This is a genomic window from Ginsengibacter hankyongi (genome assembly GCF_008710285.1).
GTDB classification, from domain to species: Bacteria; Bacteroidota; Bacteroidia; order Chitinophagales; family Chitinophagaceae; genus Ginsengibacter; species Ginsengibacter hankyongi.
The window spans coordinates 82,818-106,078 of sequence record NZ_VYQF01000005.1; the positions used below are offsets into that span (position 1 = coordinate 82,818).

A 23,261-nucleotide genomic window follows, 5' to 3' on the forward strand; every position below is an offset into this window, starting at 1 on the left:
CTCTACTCTCAATCATTTTATTTTCTATTAATTTTAAATCAGTTATTTTAGTTTGTCTCAAATTGCGATTGCATGTCAAAATACATCTTATCCTTCGACCAGGGAACAACGAGTTCCCGTGCTATAATTTTTGATAAAAAAGGCTCGATAAAAGCAATGGCCCAAAAAGAATTCACTCAGATATTTCCCCAGCCCGGCTGGGTTGAGCATGATGGAAATGAAATATGGTACACGCAATTGGGCGTGGCTACAGAAGTAGTTTTAAAAGCCGGCCTCACTGTCCATGATATTGCCGCAATAGGTATTACCAATCAAAGAGAGACAACTTTGGTATGGCACAGGCATACACATCAACCGATTTATAACGCAATCGTTTGGCAGGACCGCCGCACATCTGAATATTGTGATGAATTAAAAAAAATGGGACATGCCGAAGATATTCAACAAAAAACCGGGCTTGTTATTGATGCATATTTTTCTGCGACTAAATTAAAATGGATTTTAGATAATATAGAAGGAGCCAGACAAAAAGCAGAGAGTGGCGATTTATGCTTCGGAACAATTGATTCATGGTTGTTATTTAAGCTTACTAACGGTAAAGTACACACGACAGATGTGACCAATGCTTCCCGAACGATGTTGTTTAATATTCACACATTACATTGGGATGAAGATTTATTGAAATTATTTGATATTCCTGCATCAATGTTGCCGGAAGTAAAATCGAGTAGCGAAATTTACGGCTATACTGAACAAATTTTAACGGCCAGGCAAATACCGGTATGCGGAATTGCCGGAGACCAGCAGGCAGCGCTGTTTGGGCAAATGTGTATTAAACCAGGCATGGTAAAAAATACTTATGGCACGGGATGTTTTATGTTGATGAATACAGGAGATAAACCAGTGCTAAGTAAAAATAATTTACTTACAACAATTGCCTGGAAAATTGGTGATGTAACAACTTATGCTTTAGAAGGTGGTGTGTTTATTGGCGGCGCTGTTGTGCAATGGTTAAGGGATGGCCTGGGCATAATTAAAAATTCACCGGATGTTGAAAAGTTAGCAACGTCAGTAAATGATAACGGTGGTGTTTATTTTGTTCCTGCCTTTGCAGGCCTCGGAGCGCCTTACTGGAACCAGTTTGCAAGAGGAACGATGCTTGGAATTACAAGAGGAACTACCACTGCACATATTGCAAGAGCATCTATTGAAAGTATTGCATTGCAAACAATGGATGTTTTACAAGCCATGAATGCAGATGCTTCCTTACCTATAAGGGAATTGCGGGTAGATGGTGGCGCAACAGCAAATGATCTTTTAATGCAATATCAGAGTGATATGATGGATTGTAAAGTAATTCGCCCAAAGATAACGGAGACGACCGCTTTAGGCGCTGCATACCTTGCAGGCCTTGCAATAGGTTTTTGGAAAGATACGAGTGAGATAGAAAATTATTGGGAAGCAGAAAAATCTTTTGAACCGCAAATGAAAGATGAAGCACGACAAAAGGTAATTCATCAATGGAAGAAAGCGATCAAAGCAGCACAAGCATGGGCTGATTAAATACAACCTGAATTTTCAATTTTCAATTATAAATTCTCAATCATTTTAAATGTCAATTTTTCTAAGTGAATTTTTAGGAACCGCCATATTGATCGCCTTTGGAAACGGCGTGGTAGCCAACGTGGTTTTAAATAAAACCAAAGGGCAGAACAGCGGCTGGATAGTTATTGCCTTTGGATGGGCAATTGCAGTTTTTGCAGGTGTATTTGTTTCTGCTAAATACAGTGGTGCACATTTGAATCCTGCTGTTACATTAGCATTAGTATATCTTAAAAAAATAAGCTGGAATGTAGTGCCTCAATATTTAGCCGGGCAATTACTTGGAGCTATGACAGGAAGCGTAATTGTCTGGCTTTCTTATTTGCAACATTATAAAGCAACCGAAAATGCAGAAGGTATTCTTGCAACCTTTGCTACCAGCCCAGCGGTTAAAAGTTCAGGCCACAATTTTCTTACAGAATTTTTGGCAACATTTATTTTTGTACTCAGTATCTTATTTATTGTTGCTCCTTCTAACAGTCTTGGCTCGTTAGATGCTTTACCAGTTGCGTTATTAGTGCTGGGTATTGGATTGAGTTTTGGTGGCCCCACTGGTTATGCAATTAACCCCGTTCGGGATCTTGGGCCAAGAATAGTACATCAGTTATTACCCATAACACATAAAGGTGGCAGTGAGTGGAAATATGCACTGGTGCCCATTTTGGGTCCGTTAGCCGGCGGACTTTTAGCAGCAATTGTTTTTTCATTTATATAAATTTATTTTGTACAACCTGCTGGGCATAGGGCGCAAAATTGTATCCTTCGTATCTTTGTAAATCAAATATTTTGATTTGGACAAACAACCTGTAATTTTTGAAGACCTTGGTATTATCAATTATAAATCTGCGTGGGATTACCAGGAAATGCTGGTAAAGAAAAACCTGGATATAAAATCAGAAATAAGAAAAGCTGAGGCGAGTGGCATCCCTATTCATGTTCCGGAATTTACAGTTCGCAATACGACAACAAACTATCTTTTATTTTGCGAGCATCCGCCTGTGTACACGTTAGGTAAGAGTGGCCACATGGAAAACGTCTTGTTGAGTGAAGATGAAATGGAAGAAAAAGAAATCGAATTTTTTAAAACGAACAGGGGAGGCGATATTACCTTTCACGGATTGCAGCAAGTGGTTGGTTATCCCATTTTAGATCTTGAAAATTTTTATACTGATATCGGTAAATATCTTCGGAGCCTTGAGGAAGTTATTATTCTTACCATTGCCGAATATGGGATTAAAGGTGAAAGAAGTAAAGGTGAAACTGGCGTATGGATCGATGCGGGGGTGTTAGGTAAGGAAAGAAAAATATGCGCCATGGGCATACGTTGCAGCCGGTGGATTACAATGCATGGCTTTGCCTTAAACGTAAATACAGATCTTAGTTATTTCTCCAATATAATTCCATGTGGTATAGTAAATAAACAAGTCACTTCTGTTGAGAAAGAACTTGGGCACGAGGTAGATTTTGAAGAAATAAAAGAAAAAATTAAAAGAAATTTTGAGCAGGTTTTTAATGTAGAAATTATTTTATCAAATACCCATTTACATCAAGTGCCGGCATAGGCTGGCCATCTTTGGGAATATAAAATTTGTGTCTTTCTACCAACGCGCCATCCGCGTATAATTCAAAATTAAAGAGACCCGCATGAATAAAGTTTACTTTATCCAGTGTTAAATAAGGCTCGGTAATTTTTTTTATTTCAAATATCGGAGTGCCATCGTTTTCAAAAAATTTAATAGAATATTTTTTCTTGTTCGCATCCGGCAAAGAAATAATAACGTTATTTTCTTTACCTGTATAAACCAGTTTAGATGGAATAAAAAATGTTTGTACCGGCGGTCCCTGTTTAACTATTTCTTTTATCTCATTTACTTCCGCAATTGTTTTCGATGTATCAATGCCGGGCCTGTGCGATTGTGTAAACATATATGTACCTCCTTCAAAAGAAATAAAAACACGGTAATACTGTGAAGGAATAAATTCTTTTGAATCAACAAAACCATTGTTTCTTGCGCTTACATTTAGTACACTTCCGATTGTTGTAAAATTTTTAAGGCTATCGTAAGACCGTTGTATATTAATTGTAGTAAGAGAATTAAAAGGATTAACCCAAGATACCAAAACCTTAGTACCTAATTGTGTTACCGAAATTTTGGGAAGCGTATCCTGTGCCAAAGAAATTTTATGCAACACTATCAAAGAAAGTATAATAAAAATTGACTTACGCATAGGAACCGGACGAAGCTATTTGTTTTTTCAAATTGTAAATATAACTTGTTGTTAAATGAATTTAAAAATTGAGCATTCCTTCCGGTAACGATTTATTTCCCTGCAAACCGCCGGTATGAGTGCAGAGGATGTTTGATCCTTCCGGAAAATATTTTTTCTCAACAAGATCATACACGCCAAACATCATCTTTCCTGTATAAACAAAATCCAATGGGATTTTATTGTCCATATAAAATGAATTCATATATGATATGAGATTATTATTTCTTTTGGCATAGCCACCAAAATGATATTCATAAATAATTGAGGAAACTTTTGAAGATTCAATACCTAACAATTCCAGTTTTTCTTCAACATCATTTAAATTTTTTAAAACAGGGAAACCAATAATTTTAGCTTCACTATCGCTTCCCTTTATCAGCCCTGCAATGGTTGTTGCACTACCAATTGCACAGCATATATGTGAATAGTTTTCCGCATTGAAATAATTGCAGATTAATTTTGCTCCGTCAGCACCTTTTTGTGAAAAGCCTCCTTCCGGAATTAATGTATGATCGCCATATTTTTTTATCAGTTCTCCATGAAATTTTTCTTCATTAATGTTTTTATAGAGTTCCCTGCTGATAAATTCAAGTTGCATTCCGTTCTCAAGACAATAAAGCAAAGTATGCGACAATTCTTTTGGTTTTTCGGCCCGAACAAACCCTATACTTTTTATCCCGGCTTTCCTGCACGCAAAAGCGGTGGCGGCAAGGTGATTGGAATAGGCGCCCCCAAAAGTTATAATAAGTTTATGGAATGAATTTTTTGCTTCGTCCAAAAAATAACTCAATTTAAAAATCTTATTTCCTGAAATTACCGGATCAATCAAATCCAGCCGAAGCATCGACACGGATATTTTACTTTCATCAAGCAGTTTATTTTGCAATAAATCAATTCTAATATTATCAGTTTTGCTTAGAAGGTCTATCATTTGGAATTTATAGCATAAAAATTGTTTCTTACTTTCGCAGGCAAATTTAATGAGCTTTGTAATTTATAAATAGTTATAATCTTTAGAATAAACTTAAACAATAAGACGATATGAAACCTACACTTTTAATTTTGGCTGCAGGAATGGGAAGCCGTTATGGGGGAATAAAACAAATGGATTCTTTTGGCCCATCTGGTGAAACCATTATAGACTATTCAATCTATGATGCAATAAGAAGCGGATTTGGTAAGATTGTTTTTATAATACGCGAAGATTTTGCTGAAGCCTTTAAAAATATTTTTGAATCAAAACTAAAAGGTAAAGTTGAAACGGATTATGTAATGCAGGAAATGGATTCATTTACAAATGGCTTTAAGCCTTCTGTAGAACGTACAAAGCCGTGGGGAACTGCCCATGCAGTGTTATGCGCCAAAGATGCGATTAATGAACCGTTTGCTGTTATTAATGCAGATGATTTTTATGGAAGAGATGCTTTTGAAAAAGCTGCGAAGTTTTTAAGGGAAGAAGTTTCACCGCAAACCTGGTGCATCATAGGTTACCAGCTAGCGAAAACACTTTCTGAAAATGGGACCGTTAGTCGCGGTGTTTGCCAGGTTGATGAAAATGGAAATTTAATGAGCATCGCAGAACGTGTAAAAATTTACCCTGAAGGAAATAAAATTATTTATGAAGAAAATGATGCTAAAACAGAACTACCATCCGATACTCCGGTAAGTATGAATTTCTGGTGTTTCCATCAAAATGCATTTGATTATATTCAACAATTATTTAAAAAATTTTTAGAGGAAAATGGGTATAAGCCAAAGGCCGAATTTTTTATCCCAATAGTTGGGGATGCTTTTATAAAAGAAAAGATTGGACAAATAAAAGTAATAGAAACTTCTTCGCAATGGTTTGGTGTTACTTACAAAGAAGATGCACCGGGCGTAAAACAAAGTATCCAGGCATTAATTGAAAGCGGCGCGTATCCTAAGAAGTTATGGGATTGATGGATCAACTTTTGCGAGTAGCCGATTAGAGAATGTTGAATTGTCAAGGATGTTCATTAACATCGTACATCACACTTTGACATTTTCAAGTCGCGTTAGTTTCCCTTAATCATATAAACAAAATCTTCCAGCTTTTTAATTTGCTGAACTCTCTCGAGTCCCCTTAAACTATTTACAGAAGGAAGTTTTATTGAATCATTGCCACTTGCTTTAATAGCGTTGTAAATATTTTTTGATTTGATGGCAAATACAACGCCGTCTGCATTAGCTTCTTTACTGCTGATGATACCAATGATTTCGCCGTTTTTATTAACAACCGGTCCACCGCTGTTTCCAGGATTGACCGAAATGCTGATTTGATACGAAGTGGTATCTCCATAATAACCTGATTTTGCGCTCAGGTATCCTTCTCCATATACCACTTCTTCCCGCGGGTATCCTAATGTAAAAATATGCTCTCCTAATTCTGCTGAATATTTAGGAAATGTATAAGGGAGGCCAATTACTCTTTTAAAGGAAGTGTCCGAAATTTTTAAGATGGCCAGGTCGGTTAATTTATTTGAATAAATTGCTTTAGCAAAATATTGATCTCCTTTTTTATTCTCAACGATTATATTCCTGGCATTATCTACTACATGGGCGTTAGTAACAAGATATCCGTTCCCATCGACTAAAAATGCGGTTGCCCTGAAGTTCGCTTCGAAATCAGGCTTTACCGGTGTTTTTGTTTGTACAGACGATGCATCTTTTAGTTTACTCTCTATTTGTGTAAGTTTATGCTCAAACTGATTAAGCCGTGTATCTACTAAAGGAGTAATAACCGCTACTTTTTTATTTTCAGAATAAATAGAAACAATAGTTGCTGTTGAAATAGAAACAATACCGGCAATAGAGGCGGCAACTGCAATAGTCCGGCGATATTTATTCCACAGATAAATAATCTTAGCTTTCCCCTTTGCCTCTTTGCGTGAAATAATTCCTTCGTTAGTTAATTTATTCTCAACTTCATTTAAATTATGCCTATAGGCTTTTAAGTCACTCATTTTCTCGAGCTCTCCTAAAAAGAAATTATGTTCTGCAGCCAATTGATCTATTTCAGGATTATTCTTTCTTAATTCTTCGAAGAAAGTAATTTCCTGGGCAGACATTTCACCATTCCTATATCTTTCAACTGCGTCTAATAGTAAGGTATCGTCCATATTATAATATTTTATTCGCCATTTTTATATTGTGCAAAAAACAGTTTTTTTAATCTTATCAAGCACTTGTACTTCTGCGTTTTGGCGTTATCAGCATTAGTATAACCAAACGTTTCTGCAATCTCAGGCATCGACTTTTTTTCAATGTAGTAAGCTTCTAAAATACTCTTACAGGGTTCACCAATTTTAAGGAGTGCCTGTTCCATCAAATGAAAATCATTGTTCACCTTTTCATGTACATCAATTTCTTCCTCAACCTGCACAGTTTCATCCAGCAATTCAAACGCAGGGTAGTACTGATTTTTCTGCTGGAGTCTTTTTAGCCAGAGCCGCCTGCATACCGAATATAAATAAGTCCTGATCTGGCAGCTTAGAACAAAAGATTTCAATTTTGCTTTCTCAAAAAGAACTATCATGGCCTCCTGGAAAATGTCTCTCGCGTCTTCAGGGTAACCGTTATTTTTAACTATAAAGGCCTGTATAGTTGAAAAATTTTCCCTGTAAATTTTTTCAATTGCATTTGTTTCGTTGGCTGCAAGGCCTTCTAATAATGCTTTTTCCTCTTCAATTGTATTCACCAGGATTGTAATTAATACTTATAATGTGGAAAAGTAACCCAAAAAATAACCTGAAAAAATTTTTTTAACCGTGGGTTACTTTTTAGAGATTATGGTATAAACCTAAAATAATTATAAAAAATCTAAATTAAATTAAAATGAAAAAATTACTGGTAATCGTTTGTACTTCTGCTTTACTTGCAGCTTGTGGTGGTTCTTCAACAACTGAAACATCTTCAGATTCAACAACTGTTACAAAAGATTCAACAATGGCTCCTATGGCTTCTGATTCTTCTAAAATGTCAGCAGATACTACTAAGATGATGAGCGATACAACTAAGATGAAAGCTGATACTACAAAGAAATAATTATTGATCGTATTATTATAATGTCATAAATTTTTATTTTGGCAGGCAATCTAAAAGCCGTTTCTGAAAAGGAACGGTTTTTATTTTTAACAAATAGCATTAAACCTTGAAAAATTTCTATCACATTGGTAAATTTTTTAGCAATTAAAAAAAATTGGTTGGAAAATTCAATTTCCATTCTTACTTTTGACAAATCAAACGATGAACAGCACAAAAGCATATACCTTTTTTTATTTTAGCTACTATTTTAGAAATAGTCCGGGAGGCTTTTGTTAAAACTTAATTTAAAAAGATAACATAAAAGAATCCCGGCCAAAAGCCGGGATTCTTGTTTAGTACAATGAGTAAAAAAATATCCATACAAGGGTTCGAAGGTAGTTTTCACCAGGTGGCTGCACGCCAGTTTTTTGGCAACGACGTGGAGATAATCTGCTGCTCTACTTTTCGTGAGGTGGTAAAAATTGCAGCGGATAAAAATGAAAGCGACGGTGGCATAATGGCTATAGAAAATTCTCTTGCCGGAAGCATTTTACCCAATTACAACTTATTACAGAAAAGCCATTTGAAAATTACCGGCGAAGTTTATCTTAAAATAAATCAACATCTTTTAATAAATCCCGGGGTAACACTCGAAGATATTCGTGAAGTGCACTCTCACCCGATGGCATTATTGCAATGCATGGATTACCTTGAAAAATACAACTGGAAACTAATTGAAACAGAAGATACCGCTTTAAGTGCCAAACATATTCACCAACATAGAAGTAAACACATTGCTGCTATTGCAAGTAAACTTGCTGCAGAATTATATAATTTGAATGTCGTTGTTCCCAACATTCACACACTTAAAAATAATTACACACGGTTTTTAGTTTTGGAAAGGCCTGAAAATGCTAAAGAGGTGGAAGGCGCTGATAAAGCTTCGGTAAATTTTCAAACTGATCATTCTAAAGGAAGCCTTGCAAAAGTGCTTACGAAAATTGCAGAAAGAGACATTAATCTTAGCAAGCTACAGTCATTTCCAATTCCCGGAAGCGATTGGAAATATTCTTTTCACGCAGATCTTGAATTTCAAAATATAGATCAATTTAATAAAGTAATAAATGATATACAACCAATAACCGAAGCATTAAGGATTTATGGTGTATATAAAAAAGGTAAATAATGGAGGTATCAAAAAGACTGGAAGGTGTTGGCGAATATTATTTTTCTCAAAAGCTGAGGGAGATAGATGATATGAACAAAGCCGGGAAGCAGGTGATTAATTTAGGAATTGGAAGCCCTGATCTGCCCCCGCATCCTGATGTTATTAAAACGCTGCAGGATGAAGCAGCAAAGCCTAACACCCATGCCTACCAGAATTATAAAGGAAGCCCCGTTTTTCGCAATGCCATTTCGAAATGGTATAAAAAGTGGTATGATGTTGATCTGAATCCTGAATCAGAAATATTACCACTTATTGGAAGTAAAGAAGGTATTATGCATGTTTGCATGACTTATATAAATGAAGAAGATACTGTTTTAATTCCCGATCCTGGTTATCCAACATATAAAAGTGCTGCGACAATTGCCGGTGCTAACGTAGTACCTTATACGCTGAAAGAAGAAAATAACTGGTTCCCTGATTTTAATGAATTGGAAAAAACTGATTTGAAGAACGTGAAACTGATGTTTTTAAATTATCCCGAAATGCCAACCGGGCAATTGCCAACAAAAGAATTATTTCAACAGTTGATTGCATTTGCAAAAAAACATGATATACTTCTCTGCCATGATAACCCTTATAGTTTTATTTTGAATAAAGCGCCGATGAGTATATTAAGCATTGAAGGAGCGAAGGACGTAGCGATAGAATTAAATTCCTTCAGCAAGAGCCATAACATGGCGGGATGGAGAGTTGGAATGCTATCTGGTAAAAAAGAAAGGATTGATGAAATACTTCGGTTTAAAAGTAATATGGACAGTGGCATGTTCTTGCCGGTACAATTGGCTGCAGCAAAGGCGTTGGAACTCGGACAGGATTGGCACGATAAATTAAATGAAGTCTACTCAAAACGAAGAGAAAAAGTGTTCGAACTCCTACAATTATTGGATTGCAAGTTTGATAGAAAACAGGCTGGTTTATTTGTATGGGCTGCTATACCTGCCATGTTTAAAGATGGATACGAATTAAGTGATTCGGTTTTACAAAAATCAAATGTGTTTATAACACCGGGCGGAATTTTCGGCAATGGAGGAAATAAATACGTGAGAGTAAGTTTGTGTGCCACGGAACAAAAAATTGAGGAAGCTATTAAAAGAATTAAGAATTAATTATAATGTTTAATAACGTTACGATAGTTGGTGTCGGGTTAATAAGCGGTTCATTTGCCTTGGCGCTGAAAGATAAAGGTTATGCCAAAAAAATTATCGGTGTAAGCCGAACAAAAGCAAGCACTGATAAAGCAATAGAACTTGGAATTATCGACGAAGCGTTACCGTTAGAAGAGGCGGTAAGGCAAAGCGATTTTATTTATGTAGCTATTCCGGTAGACGCAACAATACCGGTGATGAAACAAATAATGAATCTGGTAACCGATAAGCAAATTATAGCGGATGCTGGCTCTACAAAATTCGTGTTGTGCAATTCATTGGCAGATCATCCTATGCGTAAACGCTTTGTGGCAACTCACCCCATGTGGGGAACAGAATACAGTGGACCCGAAGCCGCTGTGAGAGGAGCTTTTAAAGACAGGTCGTGTGTAATTTGTGAGAAAGAAAAGAGTGATGAGGATGCTGTTAGTTTAGTGGAAAAGATTTATAAATCGCTGGGTATGCATATTGCTTACATGGATCCCGAAAATCATGATATACATGCGGCTTATGTAAGCCATATATCTCACATTACATCTTTTGCATTGGCTAATACCGTTTTGGAAAAGGAAAAAGAAGAGGATGCTATATTTGAATTGGCAGGTGGTGGGTTTGAAAGCACCGTTCGATTGGCAAAAAGCAGCCCTGCAATGTGGGCGCCGATTTTTATGCAAAACAAGGAAAATGTTTTGGATGTTTTAAATGAACATATTTCTCAATTAAGAAAATTTAAAAGTTGTCTTGAAAAGGAAAATTATGAATACCTGGTTGAATTAATGGAGAATGCAAATAAGATAACTAGGATAATAAAATAAAAATCAATTAATATTTTTTGGCAATCGGTAGTAATGGGATAAATCAAATTTAAAAAACTTAAGGATAGAACATGAGTATTATTAAAATAAATTTACAATGCAAACAGAAACAAAATCAATGAAAGATCTAATGCAGGAAAAATGGACCAAACGTCCTTTAATTATAAGCGGCCCCTGCAGCGCGGAAACCGAAGAACAAGTGTTGGAAACCGCTACAAGGCTGGTTAACACAGGAAAAGTAGATATTCTTCGTGCAGGTATATGGAAGCCGCGTACCAAGCCGGGAATGTTTGAAGGTATTGGTATGAAAGGCTTGCCATGGATGGCGCAGGCTAAAAAAATTACCGGCCTTCCAATCACAGTTGAAGTGGCAACTGCCAAGCATGTTGAGGATGCATTGCATTTTGATGTTGACATGCTTTGGATTGGTGCGAGAACAACCGTAAATCCTTTTAGTGTGCAGGAAGTTTGCGATGCGCTACGTGGAGTAGATGTTCCTGTGCTCATAAAAAATCCTATCAATCCTGATCTCGAATTATGGTGTGGTGGAATTGAAAGGCTGCAAAAAGTAGGAGTGAAACAAGTAGGAATGATTCATCGTGGTTTTTCAAATTATGGTAATACGGAATTTCGTAATGCACCCATGTGGCACCTGCCAATTGAAATGAAACGTCGGTTCCCGGAGATGTTATTGATCTGCGATCCTTCACATATTTGTGGTAACAGAACCATGTTGCAGTCAGTGGCGCAAAAAAGTATCGATCTTGATTTTAATGGTTTGATGATAGAAAGCCATATTGATCCTGATAACGCCTGGAGCGATGCAAAACAACAGATAACTCCAGAACGCTTATCTGAGATGCTCGGAGAATTAATCTGGAGATCAGAAAATACCGACGAAAAGGAGTTTCTAACGGCGCTGGCTACCCTGAGAGAACAAATCAATCATATAGATGATGAATTGCTTACCCTTATTGGTCAGCGTATGAAGATTGCTGATAAGATTGGTAAGTATAAAAAGGATAACAACATCACTATCCTGCAGACTAACCGTTGGAATGATATACTTGCAAAAGCATTTAAGAAGGGTGATAAATTAGGATTGAGTAAGGAATTTATCACCAAATATTTTGATGCAGTTCACCTTGAAAGTATCAATCACCAGAATAAAGTAATGAATGATTAGTAAAGAAATATTGCCGCAGCAATATAAATTTTCAGAAAAAAAAATTGATGTTTTTTTTGATGCAGATTTTTCTTTGATTGAAGCAAAACTTCAAAAAGATAAGACCATATTTATAACGGATGAAAATGTATATGCTGCACACAAAGAAAAATTTTCGGGCTGGCAAAGCATTGTAATAAAGGCGGGCGAGCAGTTTAAGAATCAGCAAACGGTTGATTTAATAATTCAGCACCTCATTGATTTGCATGCAGACAGGCAAGCCTTTATCGTGGGAATTGGAGGTGGGGTTATAACAGACATTGCGGGATTCGTAGCATCTATTTACATGCGTGGTGTAAAATTTGCGTTTGTGCCCACCAGTATTTTAGCAATGGTTGATGCTAGCATTGGCGGAAAGAACGGAATAGATGTGGGTGTTTATAAAAATTTAGTTGGCGTAATAAATCACCCGGAATTTTTATTATATGATTATTCTTTTTTAGAAACATTGCCGGATCACGAATGGGTAAATGGTTTTGCTGAAATTATTAAGCATGCCTGCATTAAAGACAGTGAAATGTTTCAGTTGCTTGAAAAACGTTCCATCGCAAAATTCCAGCAATCTTCAGAAGATACTGCTTCAATTATCAAAAGAAATGTTGATATAAAATATAATGTTGTAGCCAATGATGAACAGGAAACCGGCGAAAGAAAACTGTTAAATTTTGGACATACCATTGGCCATGCAATTGAAAATGAAAGTAAGCTTCCGCATGGTCATGCAATAAGTATAGGAATGGTTGCTGCATGCCATATTTCAGAAATGATAAATGATTTTAGTAAAGCAGATACCAGGCGAATTTCTGATCTGCTTGGCAAATATGAATTGCCAGTTTCATTTACATCTGATAAAGAAAAAACCTGGGAAATTTTATTGCACGATAAGAAAAAATCGGGCATTAATATGAGCTTTGTTGTTCTGGATTCAATTGGCAAAGCATCAATAAAATCGCTACCCTTGGATCAGTTACATAAAATTTTTAATAGTATATAGTGATAGTTACTGTTTCTCCTTCCTCCGTTTCGGGTAGCCTGCAGGCGCCGCCATCAAAGAGTTGTATGCAAAGAGCATGCGCTGCTGCGCTTATTAATAATGGAACAACTATTATTGATAATGCCGGCAACAGCAATGATGAACAGGCTGCAAAAAACATTGTGCAAAAGCTGGGCGCCACTGTTGATACAGTTCGAAAAGAAGTTATCATCACATCAAACGACCATATTTTTTCTTCAACTTATCCCGGTAAACGCTCCATCATTTCCGTAGGAGAAAGTGGATTGTCATTACGGATGTTTACACCGCTCGCTGCATTATTTAAACATGAAATTATTTTTACGGGCGAAGGAAGTATTCTAAAAAGGCCTGTAGATTTTTTTGAAAATGTTTTACCACAATTGGGAGTAGAGATACAAACTACTGGTGGCAAAATACCATTGACATTAAAAGGGCCATTAAAGCCTAAAAACATTACGGTCGATGGATCTTTGAGCTCGCAGTTTCTAACAGGATTGTTAATGGCTTATGCAAAAGCGTGTACAGTGCCCGTTAGTATAAAGGTAAATAACCTTACCAGTAGACCTTATATTGATCTTACGCTCGATATTTTAAAACATTTCGGATTTAAGGTAGAAAATGAGCATTATGAAAAATTTAACCTATTTCCTTCTAAAACTGTAAACAACCATAGTATAAAATATACCGTTGAGGGCGACTGGAGCAATATAGCCTTCCTATTAGTGGCCGGCGCAATTGCCGGCGAAGTGACAGTAAAGAATGCTGATATTAATTCTTCGCAAGGTGATAAAAGGGTTATTCATGCACTCGAAGCATGCGGTGCTAAACTTAATATTGGTAAGGGAGAAATTACTGTTACAAAAAATAAACTGGAGTCTTTTGATTTTGATGCAACACATTCACCTGATTTATTTCCCCCGTTGGTTGCACTTGCTGCGTATTGCAAGGGAACAACCACCATTAAGGGCGTTAACAGGTTGCTGCACAAAGAAAGTAACCGGGCCAGCACACTTCAATCTGAATTTAGAAAATTGAAAGTTGATGTTGAGATTAATGGAGACCTAATGCTTATAAAAGGAGGCAATCAAATTAAAGGAGCAAAAGTTTCTTCGCACAACGACCATCGGATAGCTATGGCCTGTGCTGTAGCGGCTTTGGGAGCAAAAGGAAATACCATCATACACGACGCGGACGCCGTAAATAAATCATACCCATCTTTCTTTAACGATATAAAAAAGCTAAAAGCGTCTCTGCAAATTTCATAAACGATACCTTTGTGTGTTATTCGGCCTAGTTGATAACTTTTTAGGGTGTCAACTAAAAAATAATTTTGCTGGCAGAGCGGTTGAACAAAGTTGCACATAGAACAAAAAGTACAAAGGGAGTGACACAACCGGGATGCCCAAAGAAGTAAAGCTGGTAACAAAAAATTATTTTCTAAGAAATTATTTTCAATTGCATTTTCATGTCATACACAATAGCCATAACGGGAAGGCCTAACGTAGGAAAGAGTACTTTTTTTAACCGGTTGCTTGAACAGCGTAAAGCGATAGTAGACGATGTGAGCGGAGTTACACGAGACAGGCAATACGGTGTTGCAGAATGGATTGGCAAATCATTTAACGTGATTGACACCGGCGGTTTTGTGGCGCATAGCGATGACGTTTTTGAAAGAGAAATTCGCAAGCAGGTGCATATTGCGATAGAAGAAGCCAACGCAATTATTTTTATGGTTGATGTTACTACCGGCATTACCAACCTTGACCAGGAAATGGCTGAACTGCTGCGCAAGTCGCCTAAGCCTGTTTACCTGGTAGTTAATAAAGTTGACAATCATGCACGCATGCTGGAGGCTTCAGAATTTTATAGCCTTGGTTTTAAAAATATATTCTTTGTCTCATCAATAAGCGGCACAGGAACAGGCGAATTATTGGATGAAGTGTGTGCGGCTATTCCTACAGAAATAGAAGAAGAAAAAAATGAACTTCCAAAGTTTGCAATAATTGGTCAACCTAACGTTGGTAAATCATCTTTGTTGAATGCCTTAACCGGTAAGGAACGCACGATTGTAAGTAACATCGCGGGCACTACAAGAGATTCCATTCATACAACATATAATCTTTTTAATAAAGAATTTATTTTAATAGATACAGCGGGCATAAGGCGTAAAACAAAAGTGAATGAAGACCTGGAATTTTATTCGGTGATACGTGCTGTGAAAGCCGTAGACGAAGCAGATGTATGCCTGATAGTATTGGATGCAAAAAGTGGTATAACCGCACAAGACCTTAATATTTTTTCTTTATGTGTAAAAAAAGGAAAGGGCATTGTTGTACTTGTAAATAAATGGGATTTGGTTGAAAAAGGAACAAACACCGCACGTGATTACGAAAAAGTGTTAAAACAAAAACTGGCGCCTTTTAAAGATGTTCCAATTATGTTTATATCTGCAACAGAAAAACTGCGCATACTCCAATCTATGGAAATGGCGATTAAAGTATACGAAAACAGGCAGCAGAAAATAGCCACTTCCAAATTAAATGATGTAATGTTGAAAGCTACAGAAGCTTATCACGCACCGGTTGTGAGAGGTCATCCATTAAAAATAAAATACGTTACGCAGTTGCCAACCGTTGTTCCGTCTTTTGCATTTTTTTGTAACTATCCTGAAGATGTGAAGCCGGCCTATAAAAATTATCTCGAAAATCAATTGCGTGAGAATTTTCATTTTACCGGCGTTCCAATCCGTATTTTTTTTAGAAAAAAGTAAGTGCTTTTTTTTGTGTGAAAAATGGTATAACTTAATTCGATCAAATCATTAAAATTTAAAAAAAATCTAATGAAAAAATTAATTACGATTGTAGCTATTGCAGCCCTTTTTACTTCATGCAATAGTGGCACTTCAACAAGCTCAGAGTCTGGATCAGATTCGTCAATGACCGATAAAAAGATGAGCTCAGATTCTTCTATGAATTCAATGTCATCTTCGTCTATGGCCTCTATGCCGGGTGAAGGGAGTATGACTATGAAAGATGGAAAAATGATGGTGATGAAAGATGGCAAATGGGTTTTGATGGATCAGCAAATGACGTGTACTGACGGCTGTAAAGTTACACCTGCTGGTGAAGTTATTATGCCAAACGGGGAGAAAATGATGATGACGGAAGGAATGGTTATTGATAAAGATGGCCACATGATGGATGATAAAGGTAAAATGATGCCAATGGATGATAAGATGAAGATGGACAGTATGAAGAAATAGAAAGACGCTTATTTTTATTAAAATTATTCCCCGGAAATTTCCGGGGATTTTTGTTTATTAATACTTAGTTATATAAACATTAATTTCTAACCCTTATTCTGTTATAAATTCCGAAACGAAAATTTTTCATGTAGGAAGTAGAATAAATATCAGTTTTTTGAAATAATTTGAATAATCATTTTTTAAACTTATCAATACTCGTGCTGCATGTACCAAAACTTTATTACTGTAAATAATTTACAAATAGCCTACTACACTAGGAACCCGGAGCAAGCGGAAACAATTTTTTTTATTCATGGTAATTCATCTTCTTCCAGGGTATGGCGCAAGCAGGTGGAAAGCCCGTTGTTAGCGGCTTACCGCTTGATTACAGTCGACTTACCCTCTCATGGTAATTCTGACCAATTGCCACCCTATGCAGATTTTAGTGTGCTCGCCCTTGGACAAATAATGGCAATAGTCATTAACGAACTCATCAATGATAAACCTTATATAATTTGTGGCAGTTCTTTGGGTACCAATATTGTTGTTGAAATGATAGTCAATAACTGTTCACCGAAAGGAATAGTGTTGGCGGGCCCATGTATTGTTGGTGAAAGGTTTGGTATGGATAAAATGATCTTACCAGGAGCCGACGTAAGTCCCATATTTGCAGATAATGTACCGAAGGAACTTGTAAATAAATATGCAAAAGAAACTTCCTTTTCAACGGAGGAAAAAGATACGGAAATATTTTTAGAGGATTATTATACAGTAACAGGGAACTTCCGTTCTTCTTTATACGACACCGTCGCAAATGGATCTTATAACGATGAGATTGAAATACTCAAAAATAAAAACTGCACGATTTGTATTGTTTTTGGTAAAGATGAAAAAGTAGTAAATAATCATTACTTAGATGAGGCGCCAATAAATGTATGGCACAATACGATCTATAGAATTGCGGGTGCAAGCCATTTGGTAAATATAGATGCGCCTGAAGCATTTAATAAGATAACTGCTGAATTTGCAAAAGACATTTTTACAAAAGATGTTGCTTAAAAGCAAAGCTTATTAAAGCTGCACTATTTTGTGTGTTGCTTTTATTATGCATACTGCGCTTGTGGTTGATAACGGTATGTTCGCTTATAAACAATTTATCAGCTATTTCTTTGCTCGTTAAGCCTTCACCCAGCCATAATAAAATTTCCTTTTCCCGTTTAGAAAAAACTTTATCTTCCTCGTGCAGATAATAAGTATTTTTTAGAAGGACTTCAACATCTCCGGAGGTAGGATCTACTTTTTCCACTAACTGTATTACCGGGCTTTTATCATTAAACTGATCAATATTGGTAAGCACACCGAGGCTCAGGAGAGGGTTCCCATTATCATCTGATTCGATAAAAGAGTTACGTTGCAACAGGCTTATATACTCGCCTTTGCCATTTTTTATACGAATGTTAAAAGAGAAAATATAATTCTTATGTTGTTCAGCGGGAATCGTTTTCAGGATGCTTAACCTATCCTTAAAAATTTGTTCATTAAATACCTTCATGTCTGCCGGGTGGTATCTTTCCATCACAAAAGGTATGCCCCCATCCAACATTTTTTTATTGGAAAAATTTACAACAGCCTGGCATTGATTACTCACAACCAGGTATTTTCCGGTAGTATAATCTAATAGGTAAATGAAGGGGATGCTGTGGCTAAGGATATTAAATGCAGATTGTTGAAGGTTAATAAACTTATCAATCCCTTCTATCTGTAATTGCTTCGGCACAATTTCTTTATTGCTCAAATCGTCTAGGTAATTAACCCAGGTAATAGAATTTTTGGATGGCATAAGCAGGTTGCTGGCTACTTGTTTTGGTGAAATTGATTTTGGCAATCCGAATATACACCAATTTATAAAAAAATGACAAGTTCTTGCTATAGAATATTAAGATAATCGGCTTTACTTTCACTACCGAATATTCAATACCGTTAAAATACCCGATTCGATCTCCGTGGAAATACGCTTGTGCTGATAAAATCAATTGAGGAAGTTTGCTGAGTAAATGAAATTGAAGGTAAAAATACCAACTAGTTGGTATTGCCTGTAAAATGAATTTGACACATTATTGTTTAATAACATTTTCCTTTTTGACTCAAATAGATTTCTTATCCAACTTCCTGCGCATCGCCATTGTTAGCCTCCACTTTACGACTTTTTATATAATTTATAAAGCTGCATCCACAGATTTGAATAGCTATCAATAAATTTTTATGAAACTAACCAGACAAAAAACGTGGAAGATTATAGAAATTTTAATTGCTGCGTTTCTTATTATCAGTAGTTGCGGAGAACCAGGTAAAACTTACACCAACGATGAAAAGCAATTAACCAACAATTTGCAGCTTTTTCTTAAAAACAATTTCTTTCACTGATAAATTTCCCCTACAATTTATTCTATAAAACTTCATTATTAAAAACTTACAATCATGACAACAAAATTTATTACTTTCTTAATAGCTGCTTTAATTATTAGCAACTTTTCTTTTGGAAATATATTTCGCGTAGGCTATTCAGGACCCCAACTGACCGGGGTTGATTTTGCTACTGTATCGGAAGCTATAGCTGCCGCCAATGCGAACGATACTATACAGATTTATCCGGGCGCAAATAGTCCAAGCGCAGCAGGTTTTGATAAAAGATTAGTCTTTATCGGAATGGGTTATTTATTGGACAAAAATACGGGCTTGCAGGTGGCCACTACTTCGTCTGCATTGACTGTTCAAAACATAAATGCCGGAGCAAGCGGTTCTGTATTTGAGGGATTGGAAATCAACCAGACCATCAATTCTACTTCAGGGCTGTTGCAAGATATCACATTCCATCGGTGTAAGATCACAAATAACCAGATTCAACTTAGTACTGCCGGAGATAGCATCAAGAATATGACATTTTCTCAATGCTTTTTTTCGGTTAATTCAGGTACGAGCTATTATAGTGGCGCAAATACAAAAATAGCCGGTATGCAATTTCTAAATTGTATTTTTTCGTTTGAAAATTATTGGGGAGTTTTTAATAATGATGTAGGAGGAGCAATTACCAATACCAGCTTTGTGAATTGCAGTGGCAACGGGTATCCGGCTCTAATTGAAAATGGACTTGTATCAATCTATTACCGAAATTGTATTTTGGAAACTGAACCAACCGTTGCAAATACTGATCTTTATGATTATTGTACTTTCCAATCTGATTATTCCACGCATTATGTTTCCGGCACTTCCAACCAGTTTGGTAAAGATTTCACTACCGTATTTTCAGGCGATGTATCGGCTGCTTCCGGTTTAGATGCAGGATGGACAATTGCATCGGGTAGTCCAGCCATTGGTTATGGAAAAGACAATAGTAATAACTCTATAGATGCCGGCGCTTACGGCGGAGTAAGTCCATATAAACTAAGTGGCGTTCCTCCTGTACCCGCCTTTTATAAATTAACGGCGCCCACTACCAATGCTTCATCCAATCCATATACCATCACGTTTAGCGTAAGAGCCAATAATTAAAAATTTAATAGCCTTTCAATGGGCTTGTAATTTCTTATGCTAAATCAAATTTTACACAAATGAAACATTTAATAAAATTCATTGGATTGTATGGAACTACCATGCTATTGTGGTTTTGTTCTGCAGCACAGCCAAATGTAACAAGAGTGGAATATTATATTGATTCCGACCCAGGATATGGTGCCGCAACTAATGTTACTATTTCTGCAGGCACCAATCTTGCCAATCAAACAATAAATATTGATCCATCTTCTTTATCACCAGGCATTCATTTTCTCGGCCTTCGTGCTAAAGATGCCAATGGAAATTGGAGTCTCAACCAAAAATGGATATTTGTAAAACCGTCCAGTGTTACACAAACTGCGCCTCCAGCTAAAACCATAAAGCAGGTAGAATATTATATTGACAATGATCCGGGATGGGGCAATGGCGTTCCTGTTGCGATCCAAAACAATGCAACCCACCTTTCTGATATTCTCATTGCTGCCAATGTAACGGGATTAACAACGGGGTTACATAATTTTTATATTAGAGGCAAAGACACTACTGATGCATGGAGCCTTACCGATACTCTCCAATTTAATATCCCAACGGCTTTATCTACACCAGCTATTACTGTAAACAGCATTGTAGCAAAAACATCTAATTGCGCAAGGGATAGTTTCGATATTTCTTACGATAAAACCGGAACATATAATGCAGGAAATAAATTTAATGTAGAGCTAAGCGATGCATCAGGCAGTTTTACATCTCCAACAATTATAGGTTCTTATACCGGAACCGGCAATGCAATTATAAAAGCAAGATTACCGTCCCATTTGACTGATGGAACAAATTATCAGGTAAGGGTAAGCAGTACTAATCCTGTAGTTACGGGAGTTGCAAATGCAACTACTCTTACCATTCACGACCGCCCAACCGTGCAATCGATAACCGGCGCAGGCGATGCCAATGCAACATTCAGTTATCCATATTCCATACCTTCTTTTACAGGAAGCACGTGGACCTGGCTGGCGCCTGCCGCAAGCATTACGCAAACTAACAATACTGCCAACCTTTTATGGAAGACAGCAGCGCAACCCGATACTATTAAAATCATTGAAACCAATCAATATGGTTGTGTGGGTGATACCAGCATAAAATATGTGAATGTTTATAATTTGAAAGTTGATAACGTTGCTGTATCATCTTTAACTCCATGCCCATCCGAAAACATAACGGTTACAGGCAACGCAACAGGTGTATTTGATGTGGCCAATAAATTCACCGCACAATTAAGCGATGCATCAGGCAGTTTTGCGAGCCCGGTAAATATCGGTTCACAAACCGCTAATCCTGTGGGCCTTTCACAAGCAGTAAGCATCAATGCAACTTTGCCATTTCCTTTGGCAAATGGCGCAGGCTACCGGATACGCATAGTCGCTAATTCTCCCGCTGTAACGGGAATCGATAACGGGCAAAACATTACTATCAATAAACCAAATCTTGGCGCAGATCAAACAGTAAGTAAATGCCCCGGTTCTATGGCGGATATCAGTTCAGTATTTAATGCTACCGGTTTAACCGTTCTATGGAATACGGCAGACCCAACATCAGTAGATGTAGGCACGTACCAGTTAATTGTAACGAATGCTAACGGATGTAAGGATACGGCTAATGTAACGGTAACCAATTATCCAAAACCAAATTTAGGAGCGGATAAATCAACCACTATCAGTTGTGCTAATGGCACGGCAGATTTAACTACTTTGTACAATACTTCCGGTTATTCAAGTGTGGTGTACAGCGTTGCTACTCCAGCAGCAGCCGGAGTGGGCGTTTACACGCTTATAGTGACCACTAGTAATGGGTGCAAAGACACAACTAATATAACGGTGCTGGATGCCAGTACTGTAACAGTTCCCACCGCAGGAAGCGATTTGATAACAGCCAACCGTGAATGTACCGATGCACAGGGCTGGACGCATTATTATGATGACAACGGTACTCCTACTGATTACAGCGATGACATTCGCCTGTTATCAATCAAAAAGAATGGTAACAATATTGGCACAGTTGGTGACGGTACGTTCCAGTTGAAAGTGGCCGCTACAAGTGGCGCAGGAAGCAATCATGCAGTATTTGTGTCTAATAATTTAGTGACGACAGGCAATGATTTTTATAGCATGAACCGTTACTGGAATATAACGCCAACGAACCAGCCAACCTCATCAGTTGGTGTAAGATTTTATTACAATACACAAGACCTTACCGATGTAAATGGTGATATAACTGGCGGACCGATAAACCATACACAGTTAACCGTGTATAAACTACAAGGTGGAAATCCTGATCCAACTTCGAACTGGGCCGGTGCGACGGGTGTTAATTATTACACTTCAGGCGTTACTGCATCTTTAAGTAATTGGGTATATACTGATCTTGGTAATAACCGTCACCAGGCAGAGTTTTTAGTAAGCAGCTTTAGCGGTGGTGGGGCAGGAGTTATAGCCTTATCTCCTTTACCGGTTACTTATGTTTCATTTACTGCCAATGCCGAAAAAGATAAAGTGGTATTGCAGTGGAGTACAGCAACAGAAATTAACAGCAAAGATTTCGAAGTTCAACGTAGTCTCGATGGAATTCATTTTGAAACTATTGCAACAGTTAATGCTGCAGGTAACAGCAATTCCACTCGTAATTACAGTTTTGATGATTTGCAAAGCATTACTTTAAAAGGCAAGGTGGTGTTCTTCAGAATTGTTGAGACAGATATTGACGGGCATTTATTTTATACGGATGTGAAGAAAGTGAAAATATCGGATAGTAAAAATAAGTTCACATTAGCGTATAATCCTGTAAGAAATGAAGCTGTATTGAATTACGAGTGTGTTGAAAAAGATGAAGTGCTGATAAGGGTTATAGATCATTTGGGACAGGTGGTTATCAATAAGGAAGTAAAGGTAATGGCTGGGACGAACAAGATACAATTACAGACCGGCAATCTCGCAAAAGGCATATACGAAGTTGAATTAACAAGCAACAAAAATCAGGGAGTGGTAAGAATGATGAAGGAGTAGTGGTAATAATCCTCATCCATTTCTAAAAATGGGTGGGGATTTTTTTAATAAGTGAGCAAAAAAC

Annotated in this window: 22 protein-coding genes; 17 read left to right on the top strand and 5 right to left on the bottom strand. The window is 37.0% G+C overall.

The features are described 5' to 3' along the window. Positions 1-72: 72 nt before the first annotated feature. The 3 genes from glpK to lipB all read left to right on the top strand — a co-directional run bounded on the left by glpK (position 73) and on the right by lipB (position 3,164). A complete protein-coding gene (gene glpK / locus FW778_RS16220; RefSeq protein ID WP_150415871.1) occupies positions 73-1,563 on the top strand; it encodes a glycerol kinase GlpK in 1,491 nt (496 codons plus the stop codon). Positions 1,564-1,612: 49 nt separating this feature from the next. Next, entirely contained in the window at positions 1,613-2,317 is a 705-nt protein-coding gene (locus FW778_RS16225) for an MIP/aquaporin family protein (RefSeq protein ID WP_150415872.1), read from the top strand. Positions 2,318-2,393: 76 nt separating this feature from the next. After that, positions 2,394-3,164 carry a lipoyl(octanoyl) transferase LipB gene (lipB, locus tag FW778_RS16230; RefSeq protein WP_150415873.1) on the top strand — a complete coding sequence of 257 codons (771 nt, stop codon included), beginning with the start codon at positions 2,394-2,396 and terminating at the stop codon, positions 3,162-3,164. Here lipB and FW778_RS16235 read toward each other — a convergent pair. Next, entirely contained in the window at positions 3,124-3,831 is a 708-nt protein-coding gene (locus tag FW778_RS16235; RefSeq protein WP_150415874.1) for a hypothetical protein, read from the bottom strand. The two genes, lipB and FW778_RS16235, sit on opposite strands and share 41 nt — an antisense overlap. Before the next feature lie 61 nt (positions 3,832-3,892). After that, complete coding sequence (locus FW778_RS16240; protein WP_150415875.1) at positions 3,893-4,804, bottom strand: 1-aminocyclopropane-1-carboxylate deaminase/D-cysteine desulfhydrase; 912 nt, start codon at positions 4,802-4,804, stop codon at positions 3,893-3,895. Between the two features lie 110 nt (positions 4,805-4,914). Here FW778_RS16240 and FW778_RS16245 point away from each other — a divergent pair, with 110 nt between their 5' ends. Beyond that, positions 4,915-5,814, top strand: coding sequence for a nucleotidyltransferase family protein (locus FW778_RS16245; RefSeq protein WP_150415876.1), 900 nt, complete (start codon positions 4,915-4,917; stop codon positions 5,812-5,814). A gap of 95 nt (positions 5,815-5,909) precedes the next feature. Here the strand turns inward: FW778_RS16245 and FW778_RS16250 are convergent, their stop codons facing one another. Together FW778_RS16250 and FW778_RS16255 are read right to left on the bottom strand one after the other, a co-directional pair. Continuing rightward, a complete protein-coding gene (locus tag FW778_RS16250; protein ID WP_150415877.1) occupies positions 5,910-7,013 on the bottom strand; it encodes a S1C family serine protease in 1,104 nt (367 codons plus the stop codon). Between the two features lie 11 nt (positions 7,014-7,024). Then, the gene (locus FW778_RS16255) at positions 7,025-7,591 is read right to left on the bottom strand and encodes an RNA polymerase sigma factor (RefSeq protein ID WP_150415878.1); all 567 of its coding nucleotides are present in this window, start codon (positions 7,589-7,591) and stop codon (positions 7,025-7,027) included. Between the two features lie 137 nt (positions 7,592-7,728). On the opposite strand from FW778_RS16255, the gene FW778_RS16260 reads away from it, so the two are divergent. The 10 genes from FW778_RS16260 (at position 7,729) to FW778_RS16305 (ending at position 17,648) form a co-directional block, all read left to right on the top strand. Continuing rightward, positions 7,729-7,938: a hypothetical protein gene (locus FW778_RS16260; protein WP_150415879.1), complete on the top strand. Its 210-nt coding sequence runs from the start codon at positions 7,729-7,731 to the stop codon at positions 7,936-7,938. A 340-nt stretch (positions 7,939-8,278) separates the two neighbouring features. Next, entirely contained in the window at positions 8,279-9,103 is an 825-nt protein-coding gene (locus FW778_RS16265; protein ID WP_150415880.1) for a prephenate dehydratase, read from the top strand. Beyond that, positions 9,103-10,251: a pyridoxal phosphate-dependent aminotransferase gene (locus FW778_RS16270; RefSeq protein WP_150415881.1), complete on the top strand. Its 1,149-nt coding sequence runs from the start codon at positions 9,103-9,105 to the stop codon at positions 10,249-10,251. Before FW778_RS16265 ends, FW778_RS16270 begins: the two co-directional genes overlap by 1 nt. Positions 10,252-10,256: 5 nt before the next feature. Then, positions 10,257-11,105, top strand: coding sequence for a prephenate dehydrogenase (locus tag FW778_RS16275; protein WP_150415882.1), 849 nt, complete (start codon positions 10,257-10,259; stop codon positions 11,103-11,105). Between the two features lie 97 nt (positions 11,106-11,202). Further along, positions 11,203-12,291 (top strand): chorismate mutase, encoded by a 1,089-nt coding sequence (locus tag FW778_RS16280; protein WP_235906315.1) that lies wholly within the window; start codon positions 11,203-11,205, stop codon positions 12,289-12,291. Next, a complete protein-coding gene (gene aroB, locus FW778_RS16285; protein ID WP_150415883.1) occupies positions 12,284-13,324 on the top strand; it encodes a 3-dehydroquinate synthase in 1,041 nt (346 codons plus the stop codon). Before FW778_RS16280 ends, aroB begins: the two co-directional genes overlap by 8 nt. Then, the gene (gene aroA, locus FW778_RS16290; RefSeq protein ID WP_150415884.1) at positions 13,324-14,610 is read left to right on the top strand and encodes a 3-phosphoshikimate 1-carboxyvinyltransferase; all 1,287 of its coding nucleotides are present in this window, start codon (positions 13,324-13,326) and stop codon (positions 14,608-14,610) included. The genes aroB and aroA overlap by 1 nt, the downstream gene beginning before the upstream one ends. 200 nt (positions 14,611-14,810) lie before the next feature. Beyond that, positions 14,811-16,115, top strand: coding sequence for a ribosome biogenesis GTPase Der (gene der / locus FW778_RS16295; protein WP_150415885.1), 1,305 nt, complete (start codon positions 14,811-14,813; stop codon positions 16,113-16,115). Between the two features lie 69 nt (positions 16,116-16,184). Continuing rightward, positions 16,185-16,607 carry a DUF6799 domain-containing protein gene (locus FW778_RS16300; RefSeq protein ID WP_150415886.1) on the top strand — a complete coding sequence of 141 codons (423 nt, stop codon included), beginning with the start codon at positions 16,185-16,187 and terminating at the stop codon, positions 16,605-16,607. A gap of 207 nt (positions 16,608-16,814) precedes the next feature. Then, positions 16,815-17,648 (top strand): alpha/beta fold hydrolase, encoded by an 834-nt coding sequence (locus FW778_RS16305; RefSeq protein ID WP_150415887.1) that lies wholly within the window; start codon positions 16,815-16,817, stop codon positions 17,646-17,648. On the opposite strand, the gene FW778_RS16310 is transcribed toward FW778_RS16305, so the two are convergent. Further along, entirely contained in the window at positions 17,629-18,474 is an 846-nt protein-coding gene (locus tag FW778_RS16310; RefSeq protein WP_150415888.1) for a response regulator transcription factor, read from the bottom strand. The two genes, FW778_RS16305 and FW778_RS16310, sit on opposite strands and share 20 nt — an antisense overlap. Before the next feature lie 377 nt (positions 18,475-18,851). On the opposite strand from FW778_RS16310, the gene FW778_RS23205 reads away from it, so the two are divergent. From FW778_RS23205 to FW778_RS16320, 3 genes are read left to right on the top strand one after another with little or no spacing between them, the layout of a single operon-like run. Next, a complete protein-coding gene (locus FW778_RS23205; protein WP_202552303.1) occupies positions 18,852-19,013 on the top strand; it encodes a hypothetical protein in 162 nt (53 codons plus the stop codon). 54 nt (positions 19,014-19,067) lie between these two features. After that, the gene (locus tag FW778_RS16315; protein WP_150415889.1) at positions 19,068-20,138 is read left to right on the top strand and encodes a hypothetical protein; all 1,071 of its coding nucleotides are present in this window, start codon (positions 19,068-19,070) and stop codon (positions 20,136-20,138) included. A 59-nt stretch (positions 20,139-20,197) separates the two neighbouring features. Then, entirely contained in the window at positions 20,198-23,197 is a 3,000-nt protein-coding gene (locus FW778_RS16320; protein ID WP_150415890.1) for a T9SS type A sorting domain-containing protein, read from the top strand. Positions 23,198-23,261 lie beyond the last annotated feature (64 nt).